General features: G+C 58.3%; 19 protein-coding genes. 4 read left to right on the top strand and 15 right to left on the bottom strand.

Features of this window, described 5'->3' with window-relative positions:
- Positions 1-143 precede the first annotated feature (143 nt).
- A complete protein-coding gene (locus tag ATO67_RS05235; RefSeq protein WP_082760159.1) occupies positions 144-1,040 on the top strand; it encodes a DMT family transporter in 897 nt (298 codons plus the stop codon).
- A gap of 113 nt (positions 1,041-1,153) precedes the next feature.
- Positions 1,154-2,098: a bile acid:sodium symporter family protein gene (locus ATO67_RS05230; protein WP_067645318.1), complete on the top strand. Its 945-nt coding sequence runs from the start codon at positions 1,154-1,156 to the stop codon at positions 2,096-2,098.
- A 42-nt stretch (positions 2,099-2,140) separates the two neighbouring features.
- Here ATO67_RS05230 and ligA read toward each other — a convergent pair whose 3' ends face one another.
- Entirely contained in the window at positions 2,141-4,315 is a 2,175-nt protein-coding gene (ligA, locus tag ATO67_RS05225; RefSeq protein ID WP_067645628.1) for an NAD-dependent DNA ligase LigA, read from the bottom strand.
- Positions 4,316-4,430: 115 nt separating this feature from the next.
- Between ligA and ATO67_RS05220 the strand changes: the two genes are divergently transcribed.
- The gene (locus ATO67_RS05220) at positions 4,431-5,045 is read left to right on the top strand and encodes a LysE family translocator (protein WP_067645316.1); all 615 of its coding nucleotides are present in this window, start codon (positions 4,431-4,433) and stop codon (positions 5,043-5,045) included.
- Here the strand turns inward: ATO67_RS05220 and recN are convergent.
- The 7 genes from recN to ATO67_RS05185 form a co-directional block, all read right to left on the bottom strand.
- Entirely contained in the window at positions 5,042-6,715 is a 1,674-nt protein-coding gene (gene recN, locus ATO67_RS05215) for a DNA repair protein RecN (protein WP_067645314.1), read from the bottom strand. The genes ATO67_RS05220 and recN overlap by 4 nt on opposite strands.
- Before the next feature lie 16 nt (positions 6,716-6,731).
- Entirely contained in the window at positions 6,732-7,598 is an 867-nt protein-coding gene (locus tag ATO67_RS05210; protein WP_082760158.1) for an outer membrane protein assembly factor BamD, read from the bottom strand.
- 201 nt (positions 7,599-7,799) lie between these two features.
- Positions 7,800-8,759 carry a UDP-3-O-acyl-N-acetylglucosamine deacetylase gene (gene lpxC / locus ATO67_RS05205; protein ID WP_067645312.1) on the bottom strand — a complete coding sequence of 320 codons (960 nt, stop codon included), beginning with the start codon at positions 8,757-8,759 and terminating at the stop codon, positions 7,800-7,802.
- Positions 8,760-9,034: 275 nt separating this feature from the next.
- A complete protein-coding gene (ftsZ, locus tag ATO67_RS05200; protein WP_067645310.1) occupies positions 9,035-10,783 on the bottom strand; it encodes a cell division protein FtsZ in 1,749 nt (582 codons plus the stop codon).
- A 91-nt stretch (positions 10,784-10,874) separates the two neighbouring features.
- Positions 10,875-12,206, bottom strand: coding sequence for a cell division protein FtsA (gene ftsA, locus ATO67_RS05195; RefSeq protein ID WP_067645308.1), 1,332 nt, complete (start codon positions 12,204-12,206; stop codon positions 10,875-10,877).
- Positions 12,203-13,132, bottom strand: a complete 930-nt coding sequence (locus ATO67_RS05190; RefSeq protein ID WP_067645306.1) for a cell division protein FtsQ/DivIB — start codon at positions 13,130-13,132, stop codon at positions 12,203-12,205. Before ATO67_RS05190 ends, ftsA begins: the two co-directional genes overlap by 4 nt.
- The gene (locus ATO67_RS05185; protein WP_067645304.1) at positions 13,120-14,046 is read right to left on the bottom strand and encodes a D-alanine--D-alanine ligase; all 927 of its coding nucleotides are present in this window, start codon (positions 14,044-14,046) and stop codon (positions 13,120-13,122) included. Before ATO67_RS05185 ends, ATO67_RS05190 begins: the two co-directional genes overlap by 13 nt.
- A gap of 521 nt (positions 14,047-14,567) precedes the next feature.
- Between ATO67_RS05185 and ATO67_RS05180 the strand changes: the two genes are divergently transcribed.
- Positions 14,568-15,872 carry an MFS transporter gene (locus tag ATO67_RS05180; RefSeq protein WP_067645302.1) on the top strand — a complete coding sequence of 435 codons (1,305 nt, stop codon included), beginning with the start codon at positions 14,568-14,570 and terminating at the stop codon, positions 15,870-15,872.
- Positions 15,873-15,964: 92 nt separating this feature from the next.
- Here ATO67_RS05180 and murB read toward each other — a convergent pair whose 3' ends face one another.
- The 7 genes from murB to ATO67_RS05145 form a co-directional block, all read right to left on the bottom strand.
- The gene (murB, locus tag ATO67_RS05175; protein WP_067645300.1) at positions 15,965-16,930 is read right to left on the bottom strand and encodes a UDP-N-acetylmuramate dehydrogenase; all 966 of its coding nucleotides are present in this window, start codon (positions 16,928-16,930) and stop codon (positions 15,965-15,967) included.
- Positions 16,927-18,342, bottom strand: coding sequence for a UDP-N-acetylmuramate--L-alanine ligase (gene murC / locus ATO67_RS05170; RefSeq protein ID WP_067645297.1), 1,416 nt, complete (start codon positions 18,340-18,342; stop codon positions 16,927-16,929). The genes murB and murC overlap by 4 nt, the downstream gene beginning before the upstream one ends.
- Positions 18,339-19,475, bottom strand: coding sequence for an undecaprenyldiphospho-muramoylpentapeptide beta-N-acetylglucosaminyltransferase (murG, locus tag ATO67_RS05165; protein ID WP_067645295.1), 1,137 nt, complete (start codon positions 19,473-19,475; stop codon positions 18,339-18,341). Before murG ends, murC begins: the two co-directional genes overlap by 4 nt.
- A gap of 4 nt (positions 19,476-19,479) precedes the next feature.
- Positions 19,480-20,634 carry a putative lipid II flippase FtsW gene (gene ftsW, locus ATO67_RS05160; protein ID WP_067645293.1) on the bottom strand — a complete coding sequence of 385 codons (1,155 nt, stop codon included), beginning with the start codon at positions 20,632-20,634 and terminating at the stop codon, positions 19,480-19,482.
- A 4-nt stretch (positions 20,635-20,638) separates the two neighbouring features.
- Positions 20,639-22,048 carry a UDP-N-acetylmuramoyl-L-alanine--D-glutamate ligase gene (murD, locus tag ATO67_RS05155; protein WP_067645291.1) on the bottom strand — a complete coding sequence of 470 codons (1,410 nt, stop codon included), beginning with the start codon at positions 22,046-22,048 and terminating at the stop codon, positions 20,639-20,641.
- 4 nt (positions 22,049-22,052) lie between these two features.
- Positions 22,053-23,153: a phospho-N-acetylmuramoyl-pentapeptide-transferase gene (mraY, locus tag ATO67_RS05150; protein ID WP_067645289.1), complete on the bottom strand. Its 1,101-nt coding sequence runs from the start codon at positions 23,151-23,153 to the stop codon at positions 22,053-22,055.
- A gap of 120 nt (positions 23,154-23,273) precedes the next feature.
- Positions 23,274-24,707, bottom strand: coding sequence for a UDP-N-acetylmuramoylalanyl-D-glutamyl-2,6-diaminopimelate--D-alanyl-D-alanine ligase (locus tag ATO67_RS05145; RefSeq protein WP_067645287.1), 1,434 nt, complete (start codon positions 24,705-24,707; stop codon positions 23,274-23,276).
- Positions 24,708-24,709: the final 2 nt, after the last annotated feature.

Here is a 24,709-nt window from a genome sequence, read left to right as displayed (position 1 = left end):
GCTTGCTACTCGCTCGACATAAAGGAAAACACCACGAAAATGAACCGCCTGCCGGAATCGGGTGGTAACGCGCTATTGCCCGAATTACACAAAGGCGGAACCGATGTGGCAAGGGGGCATCCGACGTGGCCGTACATAAACAGATGAACGCAACCGAATGGGCGCTGCTCGTTGCACTTTCGGTCCTGTGGGGCGGATCGTTCTTTTTCGTCGGCATCGCTGTCAAGGAACTGCCGCCCGTGACCATCGTCACGCTGCGCGTCTCCATCGCCGCGCTGGCGCTGCTCACCGTCTGTCGCTTCATGGGTTACCGATGGCCAACGAACCGCGATGTCCTTCGCGCTTTCTTTGGCATGGGTCTGCTCAACAATATCATCCCCTTCTGCCTCATCGTCTGGGGCCAGACCCATATTGCCAGCGGCGTTGCCTCCATTCTCAATGCAACAACCCCGCTTTTCACTGTCATCGTCGCCCACATGCTGACGGTGGATGAAAAACTGACCATCAACAAGCTAACCGGGATCATCATCGGCTTTGCCGGGGTCGCAACCATGATAGGCCCCGAAGCACTCACCGGTGAAAGCTCCAGCCTCTGGGGCCAACTCGCTATTCTCGGCGCAGCGATCTCCTACGCCTTCGCCGGAATTTTCGGCCGCCGCTTCAAGGCCATGGGCGTACCACCACTGGTTACCGCGACCGGGCAAATTTCTGCGTCCACCATCATGCTCATCCCTTTGGCCCTCGTCATCGACCAGCCATGGTCGCTCGCCGTGCCAAGCGGTGAAGTCTGGGCCGCACTCCTCGGCATAGCACTCCTGTCCACAGCACTCGCCTACCTGATTTTCTTCCGCATTCTCGCTTCCGCAGGCGCTACAAACCTCGCCCTCGTCACCTTCCTCATCCCCGTCAGCGCCATTCTGCTTGGCTCCCTCGTGCTGGGAGAACAGCTGGAAGCAAAACACCTCCTCGGCATGGCCATGATCGCCGGCGGCCTGGTGGCCATTGATGGGCGGGTGTTTCGCAGGAAACATGTCCGGTAACGGTTTGTGATGCCGGGAGCAGGCTTATGCCGGTCAAATGACGTGTGTGATGACCTTGACAGTCAGGATCGTGCCTTTAGACGTCCCCGCAGGCTAGGCGGAAGGAAACGAACATGAAGACATTGGCGCTGATATCATCATTTGTTGGCAAGACATTTGCCGCCTGGGTCGTGTTGTTCGCGTTCCTCGGCTTCTTCTTCCCAGACACGTTTAAGCAGATCGGCCCCTGGATCGTTACGCTCTTGTCCATCATCATGTTCGGCATGGGCCTCACTCTTTCTCTGGATGACTTCAGGGAGGTCGTAAAGCGTCCTTTCGACGTGACAATTGGCGTTCTGGGACAGTTTCTCATCATGCCACTGCTTGCAGTGCTGCTGACACGTTTGATCCCCATGCCACCCGAAGTTGCCGCCGGGGTGATCCTTGTTGGCTGCTGCCCGGGCGGTACGTCCTCGAATGTCATGACCTATCTTTCCAAAGGCGATGTCGCACTCTCGGTCGCCTGCACCTCGGTCACCACCATCGCTGCTCCCATCATCACACCATTCCTTGTGTGGATGTTTGCAAGCCAGTATCTGCCAGTGGATGGCTGGGCGATGTTTATGAGCATCATCAAGGTCGTACTCGTGCCGCTTGCGCTCGGGGCAGCCCTTCAGAAGCTACTGCCAGCCTTCGTTAAAGCTGCCGTTCCTGCCTTGCCATTGGTGAGCGTCATCGGCATCGTACTTATCGTATCAGCCGTGGTTGGCGCGTCCAAGGCATCGATTGTGCAGTCCGGCCTGATGATCTTCGCTGTCGTCATCCTGCACAATGGGCTTGGTTATCTGCTGGGCTTTTTCGCCGCAAAAGCCTGTGGTTTGACGCTTGCAAAGCGCAAGGCAATTGCCATCGAAGTCGGCATGCAGAATTCCGGACTTGGAGCTGCTCTGGCCACGGCATACTTCTCGCCGCTGGCAGCCGTACCAAGCGCCATTTTCAGCGTTTGGCACAACATCTCCGGTGCGCTGCTGGCCAATTGGTTTGCCGGGCGCTCAGACGATGTGAAGGCTGATGGTTGAACCAACAGGTTTGAGCCTTTTTCAGCTGAAACGACAGTTGACCTACCCCGCAATCAGCGCCAGCCACTCATCCTCATCCATGGTCTGCACGCCAAGTTCGCGGGCCTTGTCGAGTTTTGAGCCAGCACCCGGCCCTGCCACCACGTAGTCGGTCTTTTTGGAAACGGAGCCGGCTACCTTGGCACCCAAGCTTTCGGCACGGGCCTTTGCCTCGTCGCGGGTGAATTTCACCAGCGAGCCAGTAAAGACCACCGTCTTGCCAGCGACGGGACTTCCTTCCGTCGTCGGCTTTTCAGCTTCCTTCGGACGAAGCTCTTTCATCAGCCGGTCGATAACGTCGAGATTACGCGGCTCCTTGTAGAATTCAACGATGGCGCGCGCCATCACTTCACCGATGCCCTCGACGCTGTTGAGCTCGGCCCAGGCATCGCCGGTCAAATCAGCGGCGGCTTTCATGGCGTCTTCGAAATGCTCATAGGTGCCGTAGGTGCGCGCCAGAAGTTTTCCCGTCGTTTCCCCCACATGGCGAATGCCCAGTGCGAAGATCAGGCGATGCAGGTCGATCTCGCGGCGCGCATCGATGGCATCGAACAGCTTTTTGACGCTGGTTTTGCCGAATCCATCGATGTTTTCCAGTTTGGTAAGATGGGACTCTTCCTGACGCTTTTTCAGAGTGAAAATCTGGGGTGCGGTCCTGATAGACAGTGCCGGGTCTTCGCTCTCGAAGAAGAAATCGATCTGCTTCGTGCCGAGACCTTCGATGTCGAAGGCATTGCGCGACACGAAATGCTTGAGATGCTCTTTCGCCTGCGCGGAACAGGCAAATCCGCCCGTGCAACGGGTAACGGAATCGAGCTTGCCGGTTTTCTCATTGCGCTCGCGCACCGCGTGACTGCCGCAAACCGGGCACTGTTTTGGAAATTCGTAAGGCTGCGAACCGCCATCGCGCTTTTCCAGAAGAACATCCAGCACCTGCGGAATGACATCCCCTGCGCGCTGGACGATGACGGTATCGCCGACGCGGATATCATGGCCCTCTGGCCGAATACGCTCGCCATTATTGCCGATGCCTTCGATGTAATCGGCATTGTGCAGCGTCGCGTTTGTCACGACCACGCCGCCGACCGTGATCGGCGTCAGACGCGCAACCGGCGTCAAGGCGCCGGTGCGACCCACCTGTATCTCGATCTTTTCAACGGTCGTGAATGCCTGCTCCGCCGGAAACTTGTGCGCGGTTGCCCAGCGCGGACTGCGGGAACGGAAGCCGAGCCTTTCCTGCAAATCGAGCCGGTCCACCTTGTAAACAACGCCGTCGATATCGTAATCGAGATCCGGCCTTGCTATGCCGATTTCCTGATAATGTTCAATCAGTTGCTGGCCGGATGTGAATCGCTTCATGAACGGGTTTACCGGAAATCCCCATTCCCTGAACTTTTCCACGATTCCGAATTGCGTGTCTGCAAGACGCACCGGCTGACCGTCATCGGAAACCTCGCCCAGTGCATAGGCAAAAAAGCGCAGCTTGCGCCTGGCCGTCACATTCGCATCCAGTTGCCGTAGCGAACCGGACGCCGTGTTGCGCGGATTGACATAGGTCTGCTTGCCATCGGCTTCCATCTGCGCGTTCAGCGCCAGAAAATCGCTCTTGGCCATGTAGACCTCGCCGCGCACTTCCACCACATCAGGCACGCCCTTCGGCAGGCTGTTCGGGATTTCCTTGATGGTCAGAATATTGGCCGTTACATTCTCGCCGGTGGTGCCATCGCCACGGGTGGCCGCCGTTTTCAGCTTGCCGTTCTCGTAGCGAATCGACATCGAAAGACCGTCGATCTTCGGCTCGGCCGTAAAGGCAATCGAATCATCCGGCAGGTTGCCCAGGAAGCGGTAGACCGATGCCACGAAATCGCGCACGTCATCATCGGAAAAGGCGTTGTCCAGAGACAGCATAGGCCGGGCGTGCACGATGGGCGCGAATGTTGCCAGCGGCGCGAAACCGACTTTCTTGGACGGACTGTCCGCCCTGACGAGATCAGGGAATGCCGCCTCTATAGCGTCGTTGCGGCGCTTCAGCGCATCATAGTCAGCGTCCGAGACCTCCGGCGCATCCTTGCCATGATAGAGCGCATCATGCCGCGCAAGCTCGGCAGCCAGAAAGGCAAGCTCGGCAGACGCCTCAAGCTCGGACAGTTTTTCCACCGGGGTTTGATCTTGGGACATGGAGCAGGCCTCTTGCATGAACAGAATTCGTTTTTAACGAAGGTGAGACAGTTTTCAACGTCCGGCATTGCGGTAATCTGAAAATCACGACTGAATCAAACGGGGGAATATCCATATGGACATGATGACGCTCATCGCCTTCGCCGCCACCTTCTTTGTTTTCGCGGCCAGCCCCGGTCCCGATAATATGACCATCGTTGCCCGCACCATCACCCATGGCGCGGCATCCGGCCTCGCCTATGGCGCAGGTACAGTCGCGGGCATCCTGATTTTCCTGACACTCGCCGCTTTCGGCCTGTCCATTCTTGCCGCCGAGATGGGGACACTGATGACCATCCTGCGCTACGCCGGTGCGGCCTATCTGATCTGGATGGGTATCAAATTGTGGACGGCAGAGCCGGTTGTGCCGAAACTGCAAGCGGTGAAAGAACGCGGAAATCTGTTTTCGATTTTCGCAACAGGGATGGCACTCAACCTCGGCAATCCGAAAATGCCGCTGTTTTATGTCGCTCTTCTGCCGAACGTCGTAGGATCATCGTTGACCGTCGATCATCTGGCCGCGCTGGCTGGCGTCATTCTCTTTGTGGAAGCCATCGTCATCGGTGGCCATGTCGCGCTTGCGGTGCGCGCCCGCGGTTTGCTGCGTTCGCCCAAGATCGTCCGCCGGGTCAATCGCACGGCTGGTGGCGTCATGATCGGCTCCGGCGTTGCAGTCGCGGTCAGCCGTTAGTCCTTGGCCGCCAGCAAACGTGCCGCCGCCGCCCTCGCCTCATCCGTGACAGACGCACCGGCCAGCATGCGGGCGATTTCCTCGGTGCGGTGTTCCGGCTGCATGGTGGTGACGCGCGTGGCAATGCGCTCGGTGCCATCGCCGGATGGTCCCTTGGAGATGAGCAAGTGCGTGGCAGCACGGGCTGCGACCTGCGGCGCGTGGGTCACGGACAGAACCTGCACGGTTTTCGACAGACGTCTCAGCCGCTGGCCGATGGCATCTGCCACGGCCCCGCCGACGCCCGTGTCGATTTCATCGAAGACCAGCGTGGGTGCGGACCCACGATCAGCAAGCGCGACCTTCAGCGCCAGCAGGAACCGCGAAAGCTCGCCGCCTGACGCCACTTTCATGATCGGGCCGGGGCGCGTGCCGGGGTTGGTCTGAACATGGAATTCCACGACATCGATGCCATCAGCCGTACCCAAAGCCGCATCGCTGCTGACTTCCACGGTGAAGCGCGCGCGCTCCAGCTTCAACGCTGGAAGCTCCGCCATCACAGCTTCGGAAAGCGCCGACGCTGCCTTGTGGCGTTTTTCTGAGAGTGACAGGGCAGCCCGGTCAAAATCCGTTTTCACCACACCCAGATGCTTTTCCAGCTGGGCAAGCTTTTCCTCGCCCGCGTCCAGATCGGCAAGATCGGCAACCATGCGCTCGGCCAGCGCCGGAAGCTCGGTGACGGGAACGGAATATTTGCGGGCGGCCGCACGTAAGCCAAACAGACGCTCCTCGACGCGCTCCAGTTCACGCGGATCGAACTCGGTGCGCCGCAGCGCCGCCTCAACTTCCATCTGCGCATTGGAAAGACTGTCGAGTGCCGCATCCAGCAACTGCACCGTCTCTTCCAGCAGGCCCGGCGCTTCGTGGCTCTTGCGCTCCAGACGGCGCATCATAGATGCAATGACGGGTACAGGCGAAGCATTACCATTCAGAAAATCGCTCGCCTCGGCGATGTCACCGGCAATGCGCTCGGACTTCTGCATCACGGCGCGGCGCTCGGCCAACTCGTCTTCTTCGCCATCCATCGGCGCCAGAATCTCGAGCTCTTCGACGGAGGAGCGCAGATAATCCGCCTCGCGGGCGGCGGCCTCCACCTTGGCACGGTGAACCTTCAGGCCACGCTCGGCGTCTTTCCATGTTCGGTACAGCGACTGAACGGACACGACCTCGTCCGTCAAACCGGCAAAGGCGTCCAGAAGGGTGCGATGCGCATTGGTATCGACAAGCGCACGATCATCATGCTGACCGTGGATTTCGACCATATGCTGACCAAGCTGGCGCATCAGTTGAACGGAAACGGCCTGATCGTTGACATAGGCCTTGGTGCGGCCATCGGCGGATTGCACACGACGAAAAATCAGATCGCCATCGTCATCCAACCCATTATCGCGCAGCAGCACACGGGCGGGATGATCCATCCCCACTTCGAAGGTGGCGGTAACCTGCCCCTTGTCTTCGCCATGGCGCACAAGGCCACCATCGCCACGCCCGCCAAGTGCGAGCGACAGACTATCGAGAAGAATGGATTTGCCAGCGCCCGTTTCGCCGGTCAGCACAGAAAGGCCGGCCTCGAACCCTAGGTCGAGCCGTTCGATCAGAACGATGTCGCGGATCGATAGCTGGACCAACATGTCTTATGCTCTGCTCTCAGGCACCCACGATTTTTTTGCCAGCGCGGGAAATCCAGGATTCCTTGTTTTCGCGTGGCTCAAGCCCCTGCCCCTTCAGCAGCTTGTACGAATCACCGTACCACTGGCTGTCAGGATAATTGTTGCCGAGAACCGCAGCCGCCGTTTGCGCCTCGTCCACCAGACCCATGGCATAATAGGCTTCTGTCAGACGTGCGAGAGCTTCTTCGATCTGGTTGGTGTTCTGATACTGCTCAACGACGATGCGGAAGCGCGATACGGCAGCAAGATATTCCTTGCGCTCAAGATAGTAACGGCCAACCTGCATTTCGCGGCCAGCAAGCTGGTCACGCGCAAAGCGGATTTTCGCCTGCGCATCCGGCACATATTCGGAGGTCGGATAATCGGTTACGACCTTGTTCATCGCTTCGATCGTGCGCTGTGCAGCGCGCTGATCCTGCGTCACGTCGGCAATCTGCTTGGAATAGGCAAGACCGATCATGTATTGAACGTAGGCGGCATCCTTGGCGCGTGGGTATTGCTTGAGGAAGCGCGCGCCGGAAGCGATCGCCACCTCGTTCTTGTTCTGACGTGTGGCGATGAAGGTGTTCATCACGAGAGCCTTCTGGCCCCATTCCGTGAAAGGATACTGCTTATCGATCGCCGAGAACTTGCGACCGGCTTCGGTCATGTTTCCAGCATTCATGTTGGCAAGGCCCTGCTTGTAAAGCACATCCGGCGGATCGGTCTCGACGCCGAGTTTGGTGATGTCGATGTCAGGGTCAGACTGGCAAGACGTTACCAGCGTTCCGGCGCCAATCAGCATCAGCGATACGAGTGCTCCCCGTACCGTTCCATTCATTGCACCAGACACTACACGCTTCATTCGTCAGTTCCCACTTCCGCGTAAATACAGAACATCGGCTTTTCCAAAGGCGTTTCTAGCCATAAAAGCGTCCGCAGGGCAACGCAATGATGACGCAATAACGCATTTTTATGGCGCGGCACCCTGTAGTCGATGATTATATTCGGCCCACATACGAAAAAGCCGCCCTAGTGGACGGCTCTTGTTTCGCTAAACTCTCGATCATGCAGACCAGGGAGCAAACTCAAGCTGCTGGACGGGCACGAACTCGCGCGCACGAACAACCGGGCTGCGCACGGCTGGCGCTTCCACAATTTCATAGGCCGTGGGATCGCTAAGCAGCGCCTTCAACGCATTGGCATTGACCTTGTGACCACCGCGATAGGAGCGGTAGCAACCAATGAACTGAGCGCCAGCAAGGGCCAGATCACCAACCGCATCCAGCGTTTTGTGACGGACGAACTCATCCTTCGCGTAACGCAGACCTTCCATGTTGATGACCGTGCTGTCATCGGAAATGACAACCGAGTTTTCCAACGACGAACCCAGCGCATAACCGGCAGCCCAAAGGCGCTCGACATCACGCATGAAGCCGAATGTCCGGGCACGCGAAAGTTCGTTCTTGAACGTCTCAGGCGTCAGATCGCCCTTCCAGATCTGGCGGCCAATCAACGGCGTGTCGAAATCAATCTCGACTTCAAAGCGCGTACCGTCATAGGGGCGGAACTCGGCCCAGGATGCGGAAGCTTCGATACGAACGGGCTTCACAACGCGAATGTAACGACGCTTCACGCCAAGATTTGTGATGCCGACTGATTCGATGGCTTCGATGAAAGGCATCGAGCTGCCGTCCATGATCGGAACTTCAGGACCATCGACCTCAACGATGAGGTTGTCGATTCCCATGGCGTAGATACCGGCCATGACGTGTTCGACAGTCGAGATGGATTGTGGCAGCGAACGACCGAGCACCGTGCAGAGATCCGTATTGCCGACATTGGCCGAAACAGCCTTCAGTTCGGTGGTGTTGCCATTCTCATGCTGGCGACTGAAGACGATGCCTGTACCTGCTTCCGCAGGCTGAAACGTCATGGAAACCGGGTTGCCCGAGTGAACGCCAATACCCTTGAGCTGAACGGAGTTGGCGATCGTTGTTTGGAAACCGAGCAGTCCGATGGTCATGCGAGTAAAGCCTTTTCGTGTGGACCTGCCCGATATCCCGGCGCGATCCAAATTTCAACCGAGGGAGATGAACGACAGCTGCGCCGCCTCATAACCTCGTTTCACGGTCATACATACGCACAGTCCGGCGCTATCTCAAATCACTGTTGATTTCGTTTTGTAACAGACTCAAAGCTTTGAAAAATCTAAACTAACAGGCACGGATCACGGCCATTTAAGACAGCGATACCCGGGCCTTTCGGACCCGGGTATCGCGTTGATCGAGAATCAGAAGATCAGTTCGACTGACGGCGCAGGAAGGCCGGAATCTCGAGCTGATCGTCATCATGCTGGCTGGCAGACGACGGCGTCTGACGGCCATGATCGTCCAGATTGCCACGACGCGGTGCGTAGAGGCTGGCTTCCTGCGACAGCGGGCGACGCTGCTGAGTGGCCAGGCTTGGCGCGTCCATCATGTCGGATGGAACGGTTTCTTCTTCATCGCGGCGACCAAGCGAATTGGTGATGCGCTTCAGAAGGCCCATTGGGCCACGCTCTTCCGGAACGGCAGAGGCCGGGTGGGCGCGGTGATCCATCTCGGCCTTAACGACCGGAGGGAAATCCTCGACCTTTGGCATGCGGACTGGCTCAGGCGCACGAGCGACTGGAGCGGGCTCATGGTAGACCGGCGCTGGCGCCTGCATGCGAGGAGCAGGTGCTGCCACCTGTTCTGCAGCATGGTAGGCAGGCGCAGGTGCGGTGTGCACCGGTGCTGCGGGGCGAGCAGCAACCGGTGCTTCCGCTGGAGCAGCTGCGAACAACTTGCTCTGAGGACGGAATTCGGCTTCTGCCTGGGCCTGACGAAGCCGCTGTTCAGCAGCCGCCAGTGCCAGTTCGCGTTCCATGTCGGCTTCGCGAATGGTCTGGGCAATAGGATCTACGGTCGTCTTTGGTGCCTGCATGACTGGGGCAGGCTGCACTGCGGCCGGAGCAGAAGCAACGGCCGCGGAAGGACGGATAAGTGGCTTTGCAGCTGCAGCCTGGCGCAGTTCTTCTGCGTTGCGCTCCATCTGGCCAGGAACACGGTCGATGCCGGTGGCAACAACAGACACGCGGATGAGGCCTTCCAGAGCTTCGTCGAATGTCGCGCCGAGGATGATGTTTGCGTCCGGATCGACTTCTTCGCGAATACGGGTCGCGGCTTCGTCGACTTCGAACAGGGTCATGTCGCGACCACCGGTGATGGAGATCAGCAGGCCCTGCGCACCCTTCATCGATGTTTCGTCGAGCAGCGGGTTGGCAATAGCCGCTTCCGCAGCCTGCATCGCACGGCCCTGGCCGGAAGCCTCGCCGGTACCCATCATCGCACGGCCCATTTCGCGCATCACGGAGCGAACGTCGGCGAAGTCGAGGTTGATAAGACCTTCCTTCACCATCAGGTCGGTAATGCAGGCAACGCCCGAGTAGAGAACCTGGTCAGCCATCGCAAATGCATCAGCGAACGTGGTCTTGTCGTTGGCAATACGGAACAGGTTCTGGTTTGGAATGACGATCAGCGTATCGACGGACTTCTGCAGTTCCTCGATGCCCTGTTCGGCCAGACGCATGCGGCGACCGCCTTCGAAGTGGAAAGGCTTGGTCACGACGCCAACCGTCAGAATGCCCTTGTTGCGGGCAGCCTGCGCGACGACGGGAGCAGCACCGGTACCGGTACCGCCACCCATGCCTGCGGTGACGAAGCACATGTGCGTACCGTTCAGGTGGTCGATGATTTCATCGATGCACTCTTCGGCAGCAGCGCGGCCAACTTCTGGCTGCGAACCAGCGCCCAGACCTTCGGTGACATTGACGCCGAGCTGGATGACCCGGTCGGCCTTCGTCATCGTCAGAGCCTGTGCATCCGTGTTGGCAACGACGAAGTCGACGCCCTGAAGACCTGCCGTGATCATGTTGTTAACAGCATTACCGCCGCCACCGCCAACGCCGAAAACAGTGATGCGTGGCTTCAGCTCGGTGATATCCGGCTTTTGCAGCTGTATCGTCATTTTAACATTCCTTCTTTCTCTGGCCGCATCGCCCTGCAGGCCAATTCATATCAACTTCACTCGGTCCCCTGCCCGATGGGCAGGCAGAGGATCAAAAACTTTCCTTCAGCCATTGCCCTACACGGGCTATCCGGCCACTACCTGTTCCGAACGGCGAGAACATTCCGTTCTGCGCCGCATGGATTTCGATGTCCGCGATCTGCGGATAAATCATCAGCCCGCAGGCTGTGGAAAAGGCCGGGCCTTTGGCCGCGACCGGCAGGCCGGACACGCCCATGGGGCGGCCGATGCGAACGTTGCGGGCAAGAATGCGCCGCGCCGTTTCCGGCAGGCCGGTCAACTGACTGGCACCTCCGGTCAGAACCACGCGCTTGCCGACAATCGGGGAAAAACCCGATTTCTGGATGCGGTCGCGGATCAGTTCCAACGTCTCTTCGATGCGAGCCCGAACAATGCGGCTGACGAGAGCACGCGAAACCTGTGAAGGCTGGTCGCGGTCGTCTTCGCCAATCGGTGGCACGGCAATCATGTCGCGGTCGTCGGAACCGTTGGCCAGTGCAGAACCGTGAACAACCTTCAGGCGCTCTGCATCTTCGATACGGGTCGAAAGGCCACGCGCCAGATCGGTGGTGACGTGGTGTCCACCAAGGCCGATGGCATCGGTGTGAACCAGACGGCCCTCGGCAAAAACCGAAATCGTCGTCGTGCCGCCGCCCATGTCGATGGCAGCGCAGCCAAGCTCGACTTCGTCATCCACAAGCGCCGCAAGACCGCTGGCATAAGGTGTCGCAACAATGCCTTCGACCGAAAGATGCGCGCGGTTGATGCACAATTCCAGGTTCTTCAGCGCTGTGCGCTCAGCTGTCACCACATGCATGTCCACGCCCAGAAGGTCGCCGTACATGGACAATGGATCACGAATACCACGCTCGCCATCCAGCGAATAACCGGTTGGCAGGGAATGCAGAATGGCGCGGTCCTGACGCAGAGACTGCTGGCTGGCAGCGATCAGAACCTTGCGCAGGTCGCCCGATTCGACTTCCTGACCGCCCAGATCGATGCTGGCGGTATAGATGTCGCTGGCCAGACGGCCTGCGGAAACGTTAACGATAAGACTGTCGACCGTCAGACCTGCCATGCGCTCGGCGGCATCCACAGCCAGACGAATCACACCTTCCAGCGCATCCAGATCGGCGATGACGCCGGATTTGACACCACGCGAACGCTGGTGGCCAATGCCGATGACTTCGACCTTGTGCGTGCGACCGGGCAACACTTCGGTTTCCTCACGGGGTGTGAGACGACCGATCATGCAGACGACCTTGGTCGAACCGATATCCAGCACGGAAACCACATGGGTGCGCTTGGACGACAAGGGCTTCAGGCGCGGAAGGCCGAAATGGGAAGAACCGAAAAAGCTCATGTGTTCTTCTCCGCGGTCTTGAGCGCTTTGGAGCGAGCTTCGACAGCCTTCTGACGACGCTCGGCAGCACCTTCGGTGAGCTGAACCGTCGTGCGGTCCGACAAGCGCAGATCAACGGCAGCCACATCACGCGAAAGAACTTTTTCTTCCATATCCATGCGCGACAGCAGTTGCAGCGCCTTGGGAACATTCTCTTCCGGCAGCTTTACGACGATGCCGTTATCCAGATGCAGGTCCCAGCGACGTCCGGCAATGCGAACGTAAGCGCGAACGCGGTTGCGGATTTCCGGCCAGTCTGCCAGCTCGTCAACGAAACCGGCAGCGCCCGTTTCGGCATCACGACCAACAAAAAGCGGCAGGCCCGCATATTTGTTGTCACGCAACGGCGCGATCACGCTGCCGCTCTTTTCGATCAGCGAAAGCTCCGTGCCATGCTGCCAGATGCCGAAGGCCTGACGTTCTTTCAGGCGCACTTCGATTGTCTTCGGGTAGATTTTGCGGACATCCACATCCTCGACCCAAGGCAGTTCCGTCAGCTTCTTGCGCGCAGCGTTCACATCGAGCGCGATCAGCGATGTCGCACCATCAAGCCCGAGAAGCTGAAACACATCAATTTCAGAGGTCTGGACGTTGCCGGAAACCTTGACGTCCTCGATCGCAAAACCAGCAGCAGATGTGGTTGCCTGGGCGACAACATCCGTGTGGCCACCCAGCGACATGCCGTAGAGACCGATAACAGAGAAAAATGCGACAGTCGCAAGCGTGCCCGTATGAGCCGGAATATGGACGCGGCCAGTGGCGAGCGATACGCCGAAGCGAAAGCCCTTGCGCAGCGGACGCGGCAGAACCATCCGCTCATCGGCAGAACCCGAGGCGGACTGCCCGCGATTTTTAGCCGCCGATTTTTTACCGTTCATCGCAAACACGATGCGTCCTCCACCATCCACCGGACCAAATCACCAAAGGTGTATCCGGCATGAGCTGCCATTTCGGGCACGAGGGAGGTTGGCGTCATACCCGGCTGGGTGTTGACCTCAAGCCAGATAAGTTCGCCTTCTTCTGAGAAACGGTCGTCGTAGCGGAAGTCCGAACGGCTTACGCCACGGCACCCAATCACCTGATGCGCCATAACCGCCAATGATTGAATTTTTTGGTAAATTTTTGGTGAAATTTCCGCGGGAATGACGTGTTTTGAGCCACCCTTGGCATATTTTGCATCGTAATCGTAAAAGGCGTGACCCACCGGCACGACTTCGGTAACGCCCAAAGCCTCGCCATTCATGACGCCGCAGGTGAATTCACGGCCATGGATGTAACGCTCGACCATGACTTCATCGCCATAGCGCCATTCCGAAGAGCCGATGATCTGCGGCGGGTGTGACTGATCTTCCTGAACCATCACGACGCCGAAGCTCGAACCTTCACGCACAGGCTTCACAACATAGGGCGGCTTCATGGGGTGCTGGTTGCCGATGTCGAAACGACTCATGACCTTTTCAGCAGCAACCGGCATGCCGGATGCGGCGGCGACCTTCTTGGCCAGCGACTTGTTCATGGCCAGCGAAGAGGCCAGCACGCCGGAATGCGTGTATGGAATTTCGAGATATTCGAGAATGCCCTGAATGGTACCATCTTCGCCAAAGGGGCCGTGCAAAGCGTTGAAAACAACGTCTGGCCGCAGCCGAGAAAGCGTGGCGGCAACATCACGGTCCACGTCGACGCGTGTAACCTGAAAGCCCTCACCTTCCAGAGCCGATGCGCAAGCCTCTCCCGATGAGAGGCTGACTGGCCGCTCTGAAGAAAACCCACCCATAAGAACAGCTACGTGCTTGCCGCTCATAAAAACCTCTGACACAAAAATCACTCAGACGAGACCACCGGAGCACCGAACTGCTTTACGATTCGCTCGCCCGCTCCGTTCCAAACACTTAAGCGGCATTAAGGTTAATGAAGTGTTTACTTTCGTTAACCGATGCCACGCCCGATGTAATTTTTGTTAAAGAATCACACGAGGTCCGGATTCCTTCCTTGGAATCAGAGAGTTGCGCGCAATGCAACATGCAGAATTTCAGCTGGGTGAAATAAAACTCTTGCCGGAGCCGAAAGCGGCTCCCTTAAAAGCAAGCTCGATTCGTTAATATCCAGAGATTGTCCCCAAGCTATTTTGGCACTTCAGCAATCGCACCTGACTTGTGGGCTGGACGACCTCCCCGCCTCGTCGTGGAATTCGTCAACAACTCCATATTCGATCTTTTTTGTAATATATTGCGTCCAAGGCGTTCCAAAGGACGGAAAATTGCGTTAACGCACCGCTATCTCTTCCAAGAGTGATAAGTGTTACTTAACAACGGAATCCAAACAATGACCGACGCGATATCTCCCATATCGCCGACCGCTGACAATCCGAACGATGTAAAGACAAATTCGCCTGCACGAGTTCTTACTGCCAGCGTGGTCGGCACGACCATCGAGTTCTTCGATTTCTACGTCTACGCGACTGCCGCAGTGCTCGTGTTTCCGACGCTGTTCTTCCCGAACAACGACCCGATGACGGCGCTTCTGGCATCTTTCGCCACCTTCTCCATCGCCTTCTTCGCCCGCCCGCTGGGTGCCGTGGTCTTCGGCCATTACGGCGACCGCATTGGCCGCAAGACGACACTTGTTGCCGCCCTTCTGACCATGGGCGTTTCCACCGTCATCATCGGCCTGCTGCCGACCTATGAAACCGCAGGCGTTCTCGCGCCGCTGCTTCTGGCGCTGTGCCGTTTCGGTCAGGGCTTCGGTCTCGGCGGTGAATGGGGTGGCGCCGTGCTTCTGGCAACGGAAAACGCCCCTCCCGGCAAGCGCAGCTGGTACGGCATGTTCCCGCAGCTTGGTGCACCTCTCGGCCTGTTCCTGTCATCTGGCGTGTTCTGGATTTTGCTGCACTTCATGTCGCAGGAAGCGCTTTTGAGCTGGGGCTGGCGCATTCCTTTCGTCGCCTCGATCATCCTGATCGCCGTCGGCCTCTGGGTTCGTCTATCGATCACCGAGACCCCGGCCTTCCAGAAGGCCATCGACAAGGAAGAGCGCGTTGCCGTGCCTGTGGCCGAACTCTTCCGCAACCACAAGCGCAGCCTGGCACTCGGCACATTCGTGGCGCTGGCCACTTTCGTCCTGTTCTATATCGGCACCGCGTATCTTCTGTCCTACAACGTCAAGATTCTGAAAATCCCGTTCCTTGACGCCCTGGAAATCCAGATCGTCGGCTCGATCGTCTTCGGCATCTTCATTCCGTTTGCAGGCAAGCTGGCTGAGCGCTTCGGTCGTCGTGAAATCCTGATCCTCACCACGGTGCTGATCGCGGCTTTCTCATTCCTGCTGCCAAGCCTGATGAGCGCTGGTGAAGGCTCGATCTTCGTGTTCGCAGCTCTTTCCATGGCGCTGATGGGCATGACCTATGGCCTGATCGGAACAGCACTCGCGGCCCCCTTCCCGACCACCGTACGCTACACCGGCTCATCCATCACCTTCAACATGGCTGGCATTTTCGGTGCGTCGCTCGCACCCTATATCGCTACATGGCTACAGGTGAACTACGGCATGGCCTATGTCGGCTACTACCTCTGCGCTGCCGCCATCATCACACTGGCCTGCATTCTGATGTCACGCAAAGACGAAGTCTGACGTTTGAATCAAAAGCAAAGAAAAACCCGCGAAGTCATTGGCTTCGCGGGTTTTTTATTGTCTTTAAATATTAATTCACCGGGATAAATTCCCTATGCCCCGAAAAACGGTTCCACCTCACGACCCGGCATGAACAAGCCAAGACGCTTGATTTCCCATTCCAGGCGAATGCCCGCATGTTCGAACACGCGCTTGCGCACCGCTTCGCCGAGATATTCGAGATCATAGCCAGTGGCGTGGCCGGTGTTGATCATGAAATTGCAATGCAGAGACGACATCTGCGCGCCGCCGATGACCATGCCGCGGCCGCCCGCCTCATCGATAAGGCTCCAGGCCGAATGCCCCTCGGGGTTCTTGAACGTCGAACCGCCGGTCTGCTCACGGATAGGCTGAACCGTTTCACGGTGAAGGCGCACCGCATCCATGTCGGCGCGGATTTTCGCGCGATCTTCCGGGTGGCCTTCAAACAGCGCGCCGGTGAAGATCAGGTCCTTCGACGCGTCCGAATGACGATAGCTGTAGCCCATGTCGGCGTTGGAAAGCACATGTTGATTGCCCTTGCGATCGACAGCATAGACTTCCACCACGCGGTCACGCGTTTCGCCGCCATTGGCACCGGCGTTCATGCGAAGCGCGCCGCCAATAGAGCCGGGAATGCCGTAGTAGAAATGGAAACCACCGATGCCGTTATCCATCGCCATGGCAGAGATGTGTTTGTCGGGGCAGATAGCACCGGCCTTGATACGGTTTTCGCCCGCAAGTTCCACCTGGCCGAAGCCCTTGGCGGATAGGCGCACGACCACGCCCGGAATACCGCCATCACGAACCAGCAGGTTGGAGCCGACGCCGACAACAGTCAGCGGCACATCTTCCGGCAGAATTTTGAGGAAAGCAATGAGGTCGTCCACATCATGGGGCTGGAACATCAGTTCCGCCAGACCACCGGCCCTGAACCACGTTACGCGGTCCATTGGACTATCCGGCGTCAAACGTCCCCTGAGCTCATTCACTCCGTTGCCGAGTCTCTCCAGCAACTTTACCCCATCCACCTGTCTCATGCAGACTTTCCTGAAATGCTATCCAATTCCGAGGGCAGCACCGCCGCCCATTGCGTAATATTGCCAGCCCCCAAGAGAACCACGAAATCACCTGGTTTCGCGATAGCTGCGACAGTCTTGGCCAGATCGTCGCGGGAGGAGAGATGGCGAGCATCGCGATGGCCGGCAGCCTTCGTGGCTGAAACAAGCGTCTCGGAGTTCACACCCTCGATTGCATCTTCACCCGCCGCATAGACTGGAGCAAGAAGAATTGTGTCCGCATCGTTGAAACAATGTGCAAAATCTTCAAACAGGCTGGCAAGGCGCGAATAACGATGCGGCTGGTGCACCGCAATGATGCGCCCGCTGCACGCTTCACGCGCCGCCTTCAACACCGCTTTGATCTCGACAGGATGGTGGCCATAATCATCGAACACCTGTACGCCGTTGGATTCGCCCGTCAGCGTGAAGCGGCGCTTGACGCCACCGAAGGAGGCAAGCCCCTTCTTGATGTCTTCGACCGAAATGCCGAGACGATTGGCAACCGCAATTGCCGCCGTCGCATTCGACACGTTGTGACGGCCCGGCATCGGCAGCACGAGATCGGTAAAGGTAAAAATCTTGCCCGTGCGACGACGACGGATTTCCACGTCGAAAATCGATTTGGTCCCGTCGATGCGAACATTGGAAAACCGCACATCGGCCTGCGGGTTTTCACCGTAAGTGATGACCTTGCGGTCCTCGATCTTGCCCACCAGCGTCTGCACTTCGGGATGGTCGATGCACAGCACCCCGAAACCATAGAATGGCACGTTCTCCACAAATTGGCGGAAAGCGGCGCGCACGGCGTCGAAATTGCCGTAATGGTCCAGATGCTCCGGGTCGATATTGGTGATGACGGCAACATCGGCAGGCAGCTTCAGGAAGGTGCCGTCGGATTCGTCGGCCTCAACCACCATCCATTCGCCCTCACCCATGCGCGCATTCGTGCCGTAAGCGTTGATGATGCCGCCATTGATGACGGTGGGATCAAGATTGCCCGCTTCCAGCAGCGTCGCGACCATAGATGTCGTCGTGGTCTTGCCATGCGTGCCGCCAATGGCGATGGCATTGCGAAAGCGCATCAACTCGGCCAGCATCTCGGCACGGCGAACGATCGGCAGGGACTTTTCGCGCGCTGCAATCAGTTCCGGGTTGTTCTTCTTGATGGCGGTCGAAACCACGACAACCTCGGCATCGCCGATATTTTCAGCGGCCTGTCCGATGAAGACCTCGATGCCCTTGTCACGCAGACGCTGCACATTGGCGCTGTCTGCCTGATCGGAGCCCTGAACGCGATGGCCGAGATTGTGCAACACTTCGGCAATGCCGCTCATGCCGATGCCGCCAATTCCGATGAAATGGACAAGACCTATGGCTTTCGGCATCTTCATGGATGCACTCCTTTATTGTTTGTTTTGAATTGCGCAACCGGCTGCGCCCGCGCAATGGCTTCGACCAGATCAGCGAGCGCGCCAGCGGCATTCGGCTTGCCGGTTGCTTTCGCAGCCGCCGCCGTTCTTGCCAGCCGTTCAGGATCATTCATGGCATCGCTGATCAGCGAAGACAATTTCTGCGGTGTCAGGTCAGACTGCTTGATGACGCTTGCGCCGCCAGCAGCCGAAAGGGCTGCTGCATTGGCCGCCTGATCGTGGTCGAGCGCATGCGGATATGGAACCAGAACCGATGGACGACCGATGACGGAGAGTTCGGAAACCGTAGAAGCACCGGAACGGCTGATAACGAGATCAGAACCGGCGATACGCTCTGCCATATCGCCAAAGAACGGCGAGACATCAGCGACGACGCCGAGCTTCTTATAGGACGCGATAACGCTGTCCTTGTCTTCCGGGCGCGCCTGTTGCGTCACCGAGACGCGGCTGCGTTGCTCATTCGGCAGCAGGCAGATAGCCGCGGGAACAGCCGCCGAGAAAAACTGGGCGCCCTGACTTCCACCGAAGACAACGAGTTGAAACGGTTCACCGGCATGGGATGGCGTATAGGCCACATCGGCAGCCGTCAGCACGGCGGGGCGCACGGGGTTGCCCGTCGTCACCGTCTTGTCGGCGTATTGACCCTGCGTCTCGGGCAGAAACCCGCCCGCGATTGCCTTCACACGCTTTGCCAACGCCTTGTTGGCGCGGCCCATGACGGCATTCTGCTCATGGATCAGCGATGGGATGCCAAGCCCCGTAGACGCCAGAAGCGGCGGCACGGTCGGATAGCCACCGAAACCGACAACGGCCACCGGCTTCAGCTTGGTGATCAGGCGGCTGGCGGCACGAAGGCCGGTCCACAGTTTCAGCAGCGCCTTGGCCACAGCGATTGGATTTTTGGAACCGATGGTGGCCGATGGCACGACATGGATTTCGTCGGCAGGAAACTTGCCCGCATAACGTTCGGCGCGGCTGTCGGTCACCAGATGCACGGAATATCCGCGCGCCTTCAACTCGTATGCCAGCGCCTCTGCCGGAAACACATGGCCGCCGGTTCCCCCGGCGGCTAGCAGAACAATACCTTTGCTCATATTTTTACTCCGCAGGAAGGCCTGCATTGACCCGGAAGAAACTGCGCTCCTGCGCACGTTTTTCGGGGCGATGGCGGGTCAGCGCCAGCAGGAAACCGGCCGTCACGCAAATCGCCATCATGGAAGAACCGCCATAGGAAATCAGCGGCAGCGTCATGCCCTTGGCAGGCATCAGTTCCAGATTAACGCCGATATTAATCATCGACTGCATGCCGATCTGTAGCACCAGACCAGCAACTGCAAAGCGGACGAAATCATCCTTTTCCTTGAAGGCGTGGCTTAAGCCACGAAGCACGATGAAGGCGAAGATCGCGACCAGCAGCATGCAGAACAGAATGCCGAACTCTTCCGCCGCGACGGAGAAGATAAAGTCGGTATGGCTGTCGGGAATGATGCGCTTGACGATGCCTTCGCCCGGGCCCTGGCCGAACCAGTTACCACGAATGATGGCTTCGCGGGCTGTATCCACCTGAAACGTGTCACCCTCACCCGTCCAGAAACGGTCGATACGACCGGCAACATGCGGCAGCATCAGATAGGCGGTTACAATGCCGCCGACGCCCAGACCACCCAGCATGATGATCCAGAACCACGGGATACCCGCCATGAAGAACATGCCGCCCCAAACGACCGACGTCAGAATGGTCTGGCCGAAGTCAGGTTGCGCAATCAGAAGCGCCGCCACGATACCGAATGTGATGATGGCAAAGAGATTGCCCGGAATTTCAGGATGACGGGCGCGTTCGGCAAACAGCCACGCGCAGACGATCACGAAAGCAGGCTTCATGAATTCGGATGGCTGGATGGAAAACGAGCCGACGGAAATCCAGCGCCGAGCGCCCTTGACTTCGATGCCGAAAAACAGGGCAAAGATCATCATCAGCAGCGACACGATCAACAGGATGACGGCGACACGGCGCACCTGACGGGGCGACAGGAAAGACAGCCCGAGCATGATCGCCACAGATGGCACCATGAACATGGCCTGGCGCTCCACGAAGAAGAAGCTGTTGAGTCCGATGCGCTCCGCCACCGCCGGAGACGCCGCAAATGACAGCATCAGCCCGATGCCCATCAATGCTATGAACGCGGTCAGGAAGAAACGGTCGATGGTCCAGAACCATTCCGCGACCGGTCCCCGGTCTATACGGCTTACCATCTCTTCAGCCTCCTTTTTCAAACCCAATCAGCATCGTCACACCATCCAGTGCTGCAACATGCGAGACGAACGAATCACCACGTATCTCAAAGTTCTTATATTGGTCGAAGCTTGCGCAAGCCGGGGATAACATCACGACATTGCCATCCCTGCCATCGGCTCGCGCATCCGCTGCCGCATGTTCGACGGCCTTGTCGAGCGTTCCGGCAATTTCGTAAGGCACCGCCTCGCCAAGCGTGGCGGCGAAATCAGGCGCTGCTTCGCCGATAAGATACGCCTTGGCGATATGCGAGAAAAGCGGCGAAAGACTGCTGATACCGCCCGCCTTCGGCAGACCGCCCGCGATCCAGTAGATGCGCTCATAGCTCGACAAGGCAGGTGCTGCCGCATCCGCATTGGTCGCCTTGCTGTCATTGACGAAGGTCACGTTGCCGCGACGGCCAACCGGCTGCATGCGATGTTTGAGACCGGGGAATGAGTTCAGCCCCGCCTTTACCTCGTCTACGGAAACGCCCACCGCAAGGCAGGCGGCAATGGCCGCAGCCGCGTTTTGTGCATTGTGACTGCCGCGCAGCGTCGGAATGCCATCGAGATCGACCAGCAGCGAAGACGTGCCACCCTCGGCTTTCATGATTCGGCTGCCATCGGCATAAAGACCGTCAGCCACCACGTTGCGTTTGGAAATCCGCGACACCTTGACGCCAGCGCGTTCGATGCGATCGGCAATCAGCGTGCAGTAACTGTCATCGACACCAACAACCGCCGTATCGCTGCCCGCGACCAGACGTTCCTTGATATCGGCATAATGCTGCATCGTGCCGTGCCGGTCGAGGTGATCAGGTGTCAGGTTCAGCAGAATGCCAGCCGTCGGGTTCAGCGTCGGCGCGAGGTCGATCTGGTAGGACGAGCATTCGACCACGTAGAAGCGCTGCGCTTTCGGCGGCTCGAGGCTGAGGATCGCAGTACCTATGTTGCCACCCAACTGCGTATCGCGCCCCGACGATGTCAGAATGTGTGCAATCAGCGCCGTCGTCGTGGATTTGCCGTTGGTGCCGGTGATAGCAATAAAAGGGCAATCCGGCGCATGCGCCCGGCGTTCGCGCACGAAAAGTTCGATATCGCCGATCACTTCCACGCCAGCGGCGCGGGCAAGATCGACAGACCAGTGCGGCTTTGGATGCGTCAGCGGCACACCGGGTGCCAGCACGAAAGCCGCCAGCTTCGACCAGTCCAGTGTCCGCAAATCGGCTGTGTGAATGCCCTCGCTTTGCGCCTTGGCAACACTATCGGGATTGTCATCGAATGCCGTGACATCTGCACCGCCAGCCACGAGCGCCCGCGCAGTCACGAGGCCCGAGCCACCCAGACCAAACAGGGCGACCTTTTTATCCGCGAGTGAGGTGACAGGGATCATTCGATTATCTCAGCTTCAACGTGGCGAGACCAAGCATCGCAAGACCGACGGAAATGATCCAGAAGCGGATAACGACCTGGCTTTCCGTCCAGCCCTTCTTTTCGAAATGGTGGTGGATCGGGGCCATCAGGAACACGCGCCTGCCGGTGCGTTTGAACCAGAACACCTGAATGATGACCGACAGCGTTTCCATCACGAACAGGCCGCCGACGATGATCATGACGATCTCGTGCTTGACGGCGACCGCGATGGAGCCGATCAGGCCGCCAAGTGCCAGCGAGCCCGTATCTCCCATGAAGATAGCGGCGGGCGGTGCGTTGAACCACAGGAAGCCAAGACCCGCGCCGATGACGGCACCGACGATGACGGCAAGCTCACCCGTACCAGGCACGAAATTGATCTGGAGATAATTGGCGAAAATCGCGTTACCCACGAGATAGGAAATGACGCCGAAGGTCGCCGCCGCAATCATCACAGGCACGATGGCGAGGCCATCGAGGCCATCCGTCAGGTTGACGGCGTTGCCCGCACCAACGATGACGAATGCGCCGAACAGCACGAAGAAATAGCCGAGATTGACGACGAATTCCTTGAAGAAAGGAAAGGCGATCGAGCTTCCGAGCGTACCGCCATGCGGTGCCGTCGCCAGCGCGATTTCCATCATGAAGAACACGGCAATCGCGGCGATGACGAATTCGATGCCAAGGCGCGCCTTGCCTGAAAAGCCCTTGTCGCTCTGCTTGGTGACCTTCAGATAGTCATCGTAAAAGCCGATAGCCCCGAAGCCGAGCGTCACCATCAGAACGGCAACGACGTAGACGTTGGACAAGTCACCCCACAGCAGCGAACCGCCGAGAATGCCCGCAAGGATCATCAGTCCACCCATGGTGGGCGTACCGGCCTTCTTGAAATGGGTCTGCGGGCCATCGGCACGGATCGGCTGTCCCTTGCCCTGGCGCACACGAAGCGAATTGATGATCGCAGGACCGAACAGGAAGACGATAAGGGCGGAGGTGAACAATGCAGCGCCAGCCCGGAACGTAATGTACCGGAACAGGTTGAAGACTTGAACTTTGTCCGACAGTTCAACGAGCCAGATCAGCATGTTTGCCCTTTCAAAAGGCCGTTAAAGCGGCGGGCAGCAAAACGCGGGTGCCTGCGCCGCTTCAAGTTTTCGTTTCAGCACCGTTTCACCGAAGACTGCTTCAGCGTCCGGTTAAAATGCTCAGATTTGGCGTTCCGTCTCGGGGAATGCCGGATACTTGTCAAGAAGGGCCGTTACGATCTTTCCGAAACCGACGCCAAGTGACGATTTTATCATCAATACGTCGCCCGGCTGCACCCATTTCAGAACGAATTCGTTAAGTTCCGCCGTTGTCGGAAACCACGCCACGCTCACGCTTTCCGGTAAAGCATCGCGAAGAGCCGTCATCGACTCACCCGCAAGCCACACATGTTCGATGCCCGCAGACAGAAGTGGGCCGGATAACTCCTCGTGCACTTCAGCCGCGAATTCGCCCATTTCGAGCATATCGCCAAGCACGGCAACACGCCGCCCGTTGCCACTCACTTCAGCCGCTGCCAGCAGCGCGATGGCTGCACGCATGGAAGCGGGATTGGCGTTGTAGCTCTCGTCGATCATCAGGAACGAGCCTTCACCGACAGAAAGACGATGCCGTTGCCCCCTGCCCTTTACGGCTTCCAACTTGCCGAGTGCCGCAAACGCCTTGTCGATATCCGCACCCAGGACGGCGACCGTGCCGATGGCGGCCATGGCGTTTTCGGCGATGTGCCGTCCGGCAGCACCGATATGCAGTTCGCTGGTCTCACCGTTGACGATGGCCCAGATCGTAGATCCGTTCGGCGTACTCTCGAAATCGGCAAGACGGAAATCCGCCTTGGCATGTTGACCGAACGTCAGCACATGCTCGATGTCAGCATCGAACGCCGCCCGTTCCAATTGCTCGAACTGCGCATTGTCACGGTTGAGAATGACGGCACCACCCGGCAGAACGCCATCGAAGATTTCCGCCTTGGCAGCGGCGATTTCTTCGAGATTGTTGAAGTTTCCGAGATGAGCCGCCGCAATCGTCGTGATGATCGCCAGATGTGGCTTCACCTGCTTGACCAGCGGGCTGATCTCGCCCGCATGGTTCATGCCCACTTCGAAAATGCCGAATTCCGTATCGGCAGGCATGCGCGCCAGTGTCAGTGGTACGCCCCAATGGTTGTTGAAGGAAGACACCGCCGCATGCACCCGGCCCGATGGGGCCAGAACCTGCCGCAGCATTTCCTTGGTCGTCGTCTTGCCGACAGAGCCGGTAACAGCGATGACACGCGCCGACGTCCGCTCTCTGGCAGCGATACCCAACTTGACCAAGGCGGCCAGAACATCTTCCACGACGATCATTGGCACGGTCAGTCGACCGAGCGCAGGCAGTTTGGATTCCGAGACCACCAGAAGCCCAGCGCCATTGGCGACGGCAAAGCTTGCATAATCATGGCCATCCACCCGGTCGCCCTTGATGGCGAAGAAGGCTTCGCCCTCCTGCACCGAGCGGCTATCGATGGAAATGCCTGTAATGCCTTGCGGCAGGTTGCCGACCGGACGGCCTGCCATGACGGCGACCATATCCGGGACTGTCCATAACCAGTTCAAAT

Source organism: Agrobacterium bohemicum (genome assembly GCF_001562555.1).
Taxonomy (GTDB): domain Bacteria; phylum Pseudomonadota; class Alphaproteobacteria; order Rhizobiales; family Rhizobiaceae; genus Agrobacterium; species Agrobacterium bohemicum.
This window is presented reverse-complemented; position numbering and strand designations above follow the sequence as displayed.